The organism is Gordonia liuliyuniae (assembly GCF_021738805.1).
Classification (GTDB): Bacteria; Actinomycetota; Actinomycetes; order Mycobacteriales; family Mycobacteriaceae; genus Gordonia; species Gordonia liuliyuniae.
Genome location: NZ_JAKKOR010000001.1, coordinates 131,198 through 139,385 on the forward strand (window position 1 = coordinate 131,198; position 8,188 = coordinate 139,385).

1 protein-coding gene is annotated in these 8,188 nt (G+C 67.7%); it reads left to right on the forward strand.

Features of this window, described 5'->3' with window-relative positions:
- Positions 1–45 precede the first annotated feature (45 nt).
- Positions 46–8,055: a non-ribosomal peptide synthetase gene (locus tag L5G33_RS00635; RefSeq protein WP_236996208.1), complete on the forward strand. Its 8,010-nt coding sequence runs from the start codon at positions 46–48 to the stop codon at positions 8,053–8,055.
- The last annotated feature ends 133 nt before the right edge of the window (positions 8,056–8,188 follow it).

Below are 8,188 nucleotides of genomic sequence, written 5' to 3' on the forward strand. Positions count from 1 at the left end.
GAGAAATTCGGAGCATAGCGATGCTTAGTTGGATGGAGTGACCAGGTGACACACGTTGTTGCTCTCGGAGGCCAGGACGAACTGTTGCCTCTGACGGCCGCACAGCGGGGCATGTGGTTCGCAGAGAGTCTCTCAGCCGACTATTCGGTGATCATCGCGCACTACCTGAGCATTCGGGCCGTCGACGCCCCGATCGATCACGACCTCCTTGAGGCGTGCACGGCAGAAGCAGCCGTCGATTTCGAGTCGCCCTGCACCACCCTCGTCGAGGTCGACGGGGTGCCGAAGCAACGGGTCGACCACGAATCCGGCTTCGAAGTCGCACGGATCGACATGCGAGGCGAGGCCGCACCGTTCCAGGCGGCTCTGGACTGGATGACCGCGGACTACCAACGTCAGATGGACGTGCTGGTCGATCCTCTCGCGGTCGCCGCTCTCATTCGAGTCGCCGACGACCACACGCTGCTCTACATGCGCGGACACCACATCGTCTTCGATGGCTTCTCCGCCTTGACCAGTCTTCTGTCGGCGGTGCGCCGATACAACGCCGCCCGGACCGGTGACGAGTACACGCCGACCCGCCGTCTGGATCTCGCAGGTCTGGTCGCCGACGATCAGGCGTACACCGAGAGCTCCCGACGCGAGCGAGACCGGGCCTACTGGGTCGAGCAGGTCGCCGACCTGCCGGAACGAGTGAGCTTGTCTGGGCGCGACAGGGTGGCGCCACTGTCACCGCAGAACGTGGTGGCGGGGGAGCGACTGGACGCGCAGACGCAGGCCCGGTTGGAGTCGGTCGCGAAAGACGCTGGCTGTTCGGTGGCAGTCCTGCTCGTCGCCGCGTTCTCCGCATTCCTGGGGCGAATGGCGGGCACTGACGACGTGGTCCTGAGCCTGCCGGTCACCGGACGGTCGACCGCCAAGGTCAAGAATTCCGGCGGCATGCTGTCGAACATGCTGCCGGTGCGGGCGCGAGATATCTCCCAGTCTACGATGCGATCACTGGCGCGAGCGTTGCAGGTCGATCTGACCGGAGCCCTCCGCCATCAGCGCTACCGGTTCGAGGACATCCGCGTCGACGCAGGGTTGGGCGCGGGCAACAGTGCGTCGTTCGGCCCGGTCGTCAACATGATGTTCTTCGACACGCCGATCGAAGTCGACCGCGCGCAGACGAGCTATCACATTCTCTCGTCCGGCATTCTCGAAGACCTCCGCATCAACCTGTATCAGGCGGCGCCGGGTGAACAGTTGGCGGTCGACCTCCACGGCAATCCGAATCTGTACGAACCGAGCGACCTGCGGTCCCATGTGCAGCGGTTCGTCAGATTTCTGACCCGAGCGTTGGACGACATCGACCGCCGGGTGATCGACGTGGAACTGGTGGCGCCCGGCGAGCAGACCGAACTCGTCGAGAGAGGGCGCGGACCGGCACTCGAATCATTCGATGAGGCGACGACGATCCTCGACTTGATCGCGGAGCGGGTCGCCGAACAACCGGAGGCCGTAGCCCTCGATTTCGCCGGTCGCACGATGACGTACGAGGAGTTCGACGCGCAGCGACGGAGCCTGGCCGGACGGTTGGCCGCCGACGGCGTCGCTCTGGGCGACCGCGTCGCGGTGAGCCTGGACCGAGGCATCGCGCAGGTGGTCGCCATCCACGCGACCCTCCTGATCGGTGCGGCATATGTTCCGCTCGATCCGGGCTTGCCAGCCACCCGACGGAGGGCGATCCTCGACACGGCTCGACCGGTGGTCGTCGTCGACGACGATTACCTGGAGGCGACCGACCGACCGGCTGCGCCCGTCGGCGTCCACCCCGCCCGGGTTGACGTCCCCGTGTACGTGATCTTCACGTCAGGGTCGACGGGTACGCCCAAGGGCGTCGAGGTGACGCATTCGGCGCTGCGCCGACGGCTCGAGTGGATGCAGCGCGGCCATCGGATCGGCAGCGGTGACGCCGTCCTGTACAAGACTCCGTACACCTTCGACGTGTCAGTGTGGGAACTGGTGTGGCCGCTGATCAGCGGCGCGCGCATGGTGATCGCCGCCCCCGACGGCCACCGGGATCCCGCCTACCTGGCCCGTCTCGTTGACGAGTCGCGCGTCACCACGATGCACTTCGTCCCGTCGATGCTCGAAGTGTTCGTCGACTCCGGCGAACAGTTGGCGGCCCACGTCGACACCGTGTTCACCTCCGGCGAGGCGTTGAGCCCGACCCTGGCGCAGGTCGTGACTCGCCAATGGTCGGTGCGCCTAGTCAACCTGTACGGTCCGACGGAGGCGGCTATCGACGTGACCGAGTACGTCGTCGACGGCGATGTCGACGAGGTGCCGATCGGGCGACCGGTCCCAGACACGGACGTGCTCGTTCTCGACGAGACCCTGCGTCCGGTCCCGGTGGGAGTCGCGGGCGAGCTCTATCTGGCCGGACCCCAATTGGCGACCGGCTATGTGGGCAGGCCCGACCTGTCGGCGGAACGGTTTGTGGCTGCTCCGTTCGGCGATGCGGGCACCCGTATGTACCGCACCGGCGACCTCGTGAGTTGGGGGAGCGACGGCGAGCTTCGCTATCACGGTCGTACGGACTTCCAAGTCAAGATTCGCGGACAGCGGGTCGAGCTCGGCGAGATCGAGAGCACCGTCCGAGACCATCCGATGATCGAGTCGGCGGTCGTGTCGGTCCGGTCCGGCCCCACCGGGATCCCGATGGTGGTCGCGTACGTCCGGCCCACCGACGGTGGAAATGTGACCGACGACGACGTGCTGGTGACATGCCGTCGCGAGCTCCCGTCGCACATGGTGCCCGCCGCCGTCGTCGTCATGGACGAGTTTCCGGTCACCGACAACGGGAAGCTGGATCGGGCAGCGCTGCCGGAGCCGGTCCTGTCCGCATCGGCGGACGAGCACGTGGCGCCACGGACCGCCGACGAGCATCGCCTCGCCGACCTGGTCGCCGAACTCCTCGGACTCGACCAGACGCCGAGCATGACCGAGCATCTCTTCGGGCTCGGCGGGGACTCGTTGACCGCGGCCCGCCTCGTGTCCCGGGCGCGGACCGTCGGGATGGAACTGCGCCTCGCCGACATCTTCGACGGCGGCACGCTCGCCGACCTGGCCGCGCACAGTGACTCGGGCTCGGACTCGACCTCGGGCTCGGACACCGGAGGTCGTGCGGGGCGGCTCGTGCGCCCGGACGAGGTCCCGTTGTCACCGTCGCAGTCGAGGCTCTGGCTGATCAACCGAATGGAGCCGGGCGCCGCGACGTACAACATGGCCGGTGTGGTCACGTTCGACGATCCCGTGGACGTAGACGCGCTGCGCGCGGCGTTCGGCGACGTCATCGACCGTCACGAACCCCTCCGCACGATCCACCCGGTGTCCGATGACGGGCGTCCGGTCCAGCACATCCTGGCGACGTCCGACGTGCCCGGTGACATCCTTGTCGGCCCGGTCCCGGCGCAGGCAGACGAACTCGAGACTGCGCTGGTCGCGCACGCCTCGCGTGGGTTCGACCTGACCACGGCGACGCCGTTGCGCGCAGTGCTGTTCCGGGACGACCACACCGACACTCTGCTGATCGTTCTGCACCACATCGCAGGCGACGGGGCATCGCTGGCCCCGCTGATGCACGACCTGACGCGGGCGTACACGGCTCGGCGGGACGGGCAGTCGCCCGGATGGGAACCGTTGACACCGCAGTACGCCGACCACGCGCTGGCCCGGATAGCGGCGCTCGGCGACATGGCAGACCCGGTGTCCACGGCAGGCCGCGACCTCGCGTTCTGGCGGACCGAGCTGTCCGGAGTACCCGAACTCCTCGACCTGCCGACCGACCGTCCACGTCCGCGAGTCGCCTCCGGTCGCGGCGACGCCGTCACCATGACCGTGCCCTCGGACGTGGCCGACGCCGTGCAGGCTCTCGCGGAACGGACCGGTACGACGAGCTTCCTCGTCGTGCACGCGGCGATGTCCGTGGTGCTCGGGCGGTTGGCTGGATCCGACGACGTACCCGTCGGGGTCGCGGTACACGGGCGTGGCGCACCCGAACTCGACCGTCTCGTCGGAATGTTCGTCAACACGGTGGTGCTGCGAGCTCGACCGACGCCGGAGCTCACAGTCGGTGAATTGCTCGCCGCAGGCCGCCGCGCATTCGGTGCGGCCCTCGATCACGCGGACCTGCCGTTCGAGGACGTGGTGGAAGCTCTCGCGCCGAACCGGTCGCTCGCATACACACCGATCTACCAGGTCGCGATGACATGGCATGACGATCCGTTGTCGAGAGCGGACGCCGGAGCGGTCCGCGCCCTGCGACTCCCCGTGGTCAAGACCGACCTCGAGGTGTCGTTCAGCGTGTCCACGCGCGCCGACGGGCGCCGCACGATCAGCGCCGACTTCGGTTTCGCGACAGACCTGTTCGACCGCGAACGGGTAGCGCAACTGACCGAGTCGTTCCTGCACGTGCTGCGCGGCATGACCGCGGGCCCCGACCACCGGGTCGGTGCACTGGATCTCGTCGATCCGATGCAGGCGCCCGCGACGTCGATCGCGACGCGTACTTTCCCCGAACTCCTCGACGACGGTGCCCGCCAAGCCGGCGCCGACGCGCCGGCCGTCACAGCGACACCGAGCACGGCAGCAACGGAAACGGCGGTATCGGGATCAGAGACGTGGACGTACGGCGAGTTGGCCGTCCAGACCAATGCGCTGGCGCGGGAACTGATCGTTCGAGGCGCCGGTCCCGGCGACATCGTCGCCGTCGCGATCGGGCGATCACACCAGTCGGTGCGGGCGACCCTCGCGGTGATCAAGTCCGGCGCGGGATTCGTCCTCATCGATCCGACCCAACCCGTAGCCCGGCAGGAAGAGATGATCGTCGACGCGGGCGCCCGCCTCGGGATTCGCCTTGCGGGAAGCGGCGTCGCCCCGACCGGACCGACGTGGATCGAATTGTCCGATCCCGACGTCGAACGGTCGATCGCCGCGCGATCGAGTGATGCGCTCAGCGACGCCGATCGGCTCCGTCCGGTCCGCCTCGACGACACCGCCTACCTGATATTCACCTCGGGCTCCACCGGGCGGCCGAAGGCGACGGCCATCGGCCACCGCGGTCTGGCCGGGCTCGCGCAGAACCTGGCGATGATGTTCACGGCCGGACCGTCGACCCGCGTGCTCCACGTATCGTCCCCGAGCTTCGACGCGTCGGTGCTGGAGTTGGTGCTGGGCTTCTCGACAGGCGCGGAACTGGTGGTGGCACCATCAGACGTGTACGCGTCCGAGCCCTTGTCGTCGTTGATCAATGCGGCCCGCGTCACGCACGCTCTGCTCACGCCGTCGGTGCTCGCGACCGTCGAACCCGACGATGTGCCGACGTTGACTACCGTGCTCAGCGGCGGCGAGGCGTGCCCGGTCGGACTGGCTGACCGGTGGGCCGACGCACGTCGAGGGCCCGGCGGATTCTTCAACCTCTACGGGCCCACCGAAGCGACGGTGTGGGTCAGTGTCGACGGTCCGCGGACCGCGGGCGAACCGCTGACGATCGGGGCGCCGCTCCCAGGCGTCGAAGCGCTCGTACTGGACGGCGCATTGCGTCCCACGCCGGTCGGCGTGCCCGGCGAGCTGTATCTGGCCGGCGACCAGACCGGCCTGGGGTACCTGAACCGCCCCGGGTTGACCGCACGCAGCTTCGTTGCGCACCCCTTCGCGCCGGGGCAGCGCATGTATCGAACCGGCGACCGGGTCACACGGACGGCTTCGGACGCCCTCGTCTATCACGGACGGACGGACTTCCAGTTGAAGATCCGGGGTCTGCGAATCGAACCCGGCGAAGTCGATGCGGTGCTGGCGTCCCACCCGGACGTCGGTGCTGCGGTCAGTCTCGGAGTCCCCGGGCCCGGCGGCGACCAGGTCCTGGTGACCTATGCCGCAGCCGACGACCACGTGGTTTCGACGCGCAGCCTGATGGAGTTCGCGCGTGCGAGGCTGCCGAAGTATCTGGTTCCGCAGACGATCGTGGTTCTGCCGTCGCTGCCGGTGACGCCGATCGGGAAGGTGGACCGTCGGGCCCTGCCCGCCATCGACTTCGCGGACCGCGACGACCTCGTGCTGCCGACGGGTGCGACGGAGTCCGCGGTCGCCGAGCTGATGGCATCGGTGCTGGGCGTCGACCAGGTCAGTGCCGCCGAGTCGTTCTTCGACGTGGGCGGCAACTCGCTGTCGGCGACGAAGCTGGCCTCGAGGCTGGCAGTGGCGTTCGACGTGTCGTTCACGGTGCGCGACGTGTTCGAAGCGCCGTCCGTCGTCGATCTGGCGGCCGCGGTGGACCGACTGCCGAAGGCAGCGAGCTCGGCCGCAGGCAGACAAATCCCGGTGCTGGCCGATCGAACGTCGGCGCTGCCGGTGTCGGCCGCCCAACGCGGTATGTGGCTGTTGAACCAGACCGACCCCGATTCGTCGGCATACAACATCGGACTCGTCCTCGAATTGAGCGGTCGTCTCGACACATCCCATCTGCGGGAGGCGCTCACCGATGTGCTCGCTCGACATGAGTCGCTGCGGACCGTCTACCCCGGTGTGGACGGAGTGCCGGTGCAACAGATCCTGTCCGTCGACGACGCGGTCGCAGGCGTGCGGTTGACGGTGTCCGAACCCGAGGGCTCAATCGTCGACGCCATCGAGGCCGAAGCCACCCGGGGGTTCGATCTGGCGTCGGCTCCGCCTCTGCGGTTGACCCTGTTCCCGGTATCCGAGACCGACGGTAGCGATGTCTCAGCCGACTATGTGCTGGTGTTCGTCGTCCATCACATCAGTGCGGACGGCTCGTCGATGGTGCCGCTCGCCCGCGACCTGATGGTCGCCTACGAAGCGCGTCGACTCGGCGGGGCACCGCAATGGCTGCCGCTGGACGTGCAGTACGCCGACTATGCGGCATGGCAGACGGCTCGTCTGCAGGAGGTTGGCGACGATGGGCGGAGCGCTCAGGAGCGCCATCTCGACTACTGGGAGGCCCGGCTCGCCGGAGTTCCGGAACTCTTGGAGATTCCCGGTGATCGCCGCCGCCCACGGACCCCGACGTTCGCAGGCGACCAGGTGGCGTTCCAGGTGGATCCGGAGGTCGCGGCGCGGCTCGACGCAGTGGCCAGAGAGCAGGGGTCGACCCTGTTCGTCGTGCTGCAGGCGGCGTTCGCGGTACTGCTGCACCGGATGACCGGTGAGCCGGACATCGTGATCGGCACGCCGTATGCCGGACGGTCCGAGCAGGCGTTCGACGACGTCGTCGGCATGTTCGTCAACTCGGTTCCGCTGCGCACCCGCATCCGGGCGGACGAGTCGTTGTCGACGCTGGTCGGTCGGGTGCACACCGACAGTCTCGACGACTTCGCACACGCAGACGTTCCGTTCGAGTCCGTCGTCGGGCGACTGCTGGACTCGCCGTCCGGCGCGCACAACCCGATCTTCCAGGTGATGCTGTCGTTCCAGAACTTCACGTTTCCGAACCTGGAACTGACCGGCCTGCGCGTATCCGGACGTGACCCGGACACCGTCGGAGCCCAAGTGGACCTGCAACTCACGTTGCGCCCGCCGAGTGACTCGTCGAGCCACCTCGAAGGACGGTTCGTATTCGCGACGGATCTGTTCGACCGGGAACGGATCCAACGACTCGCTGACCGGTTCTCGCGGGTCCTCGACGCGTTCGCGAATCAGCCGAGCGTCGAGGTCGGCGACGTCGACATCCATCTGGCCGACGAACAGGCTGTCGACGAAGATGTCGACGGGGATGATGCGTTGGTTGCGCTTCCCGATGTGATCGCCACTGCGGCCGAAGCCGCACGCGATGCGGTCGCGGTGGCCCACGACGGCACGGAATTGACGTTCGGCCAGCTTCAGCAGACACTGACGGCGATGGCCGCGGTAGTGCCGGATCGCGACACCGCGCTCACCATGGCGCTGATGAGCGCGCTGCCGACGTTGGCTGCGGCCGGGCCGGACGCATTCGGTGACGTGCTCGCGGCGATCCGTCGCAACGCGGTGGACTGTCGTGACCGGGAACTACAGTCGTGACCGGGAACTACAGGGAAACACGTAACACCGAGACGGACAGCGGGGACTATACGAGGGGAAGACGGGGATCGATACTGGGCTCTCCTAGTGGAGTCGAGTAGAAGGCGGTGGTTATTCAGTGTCGGGTGACGCG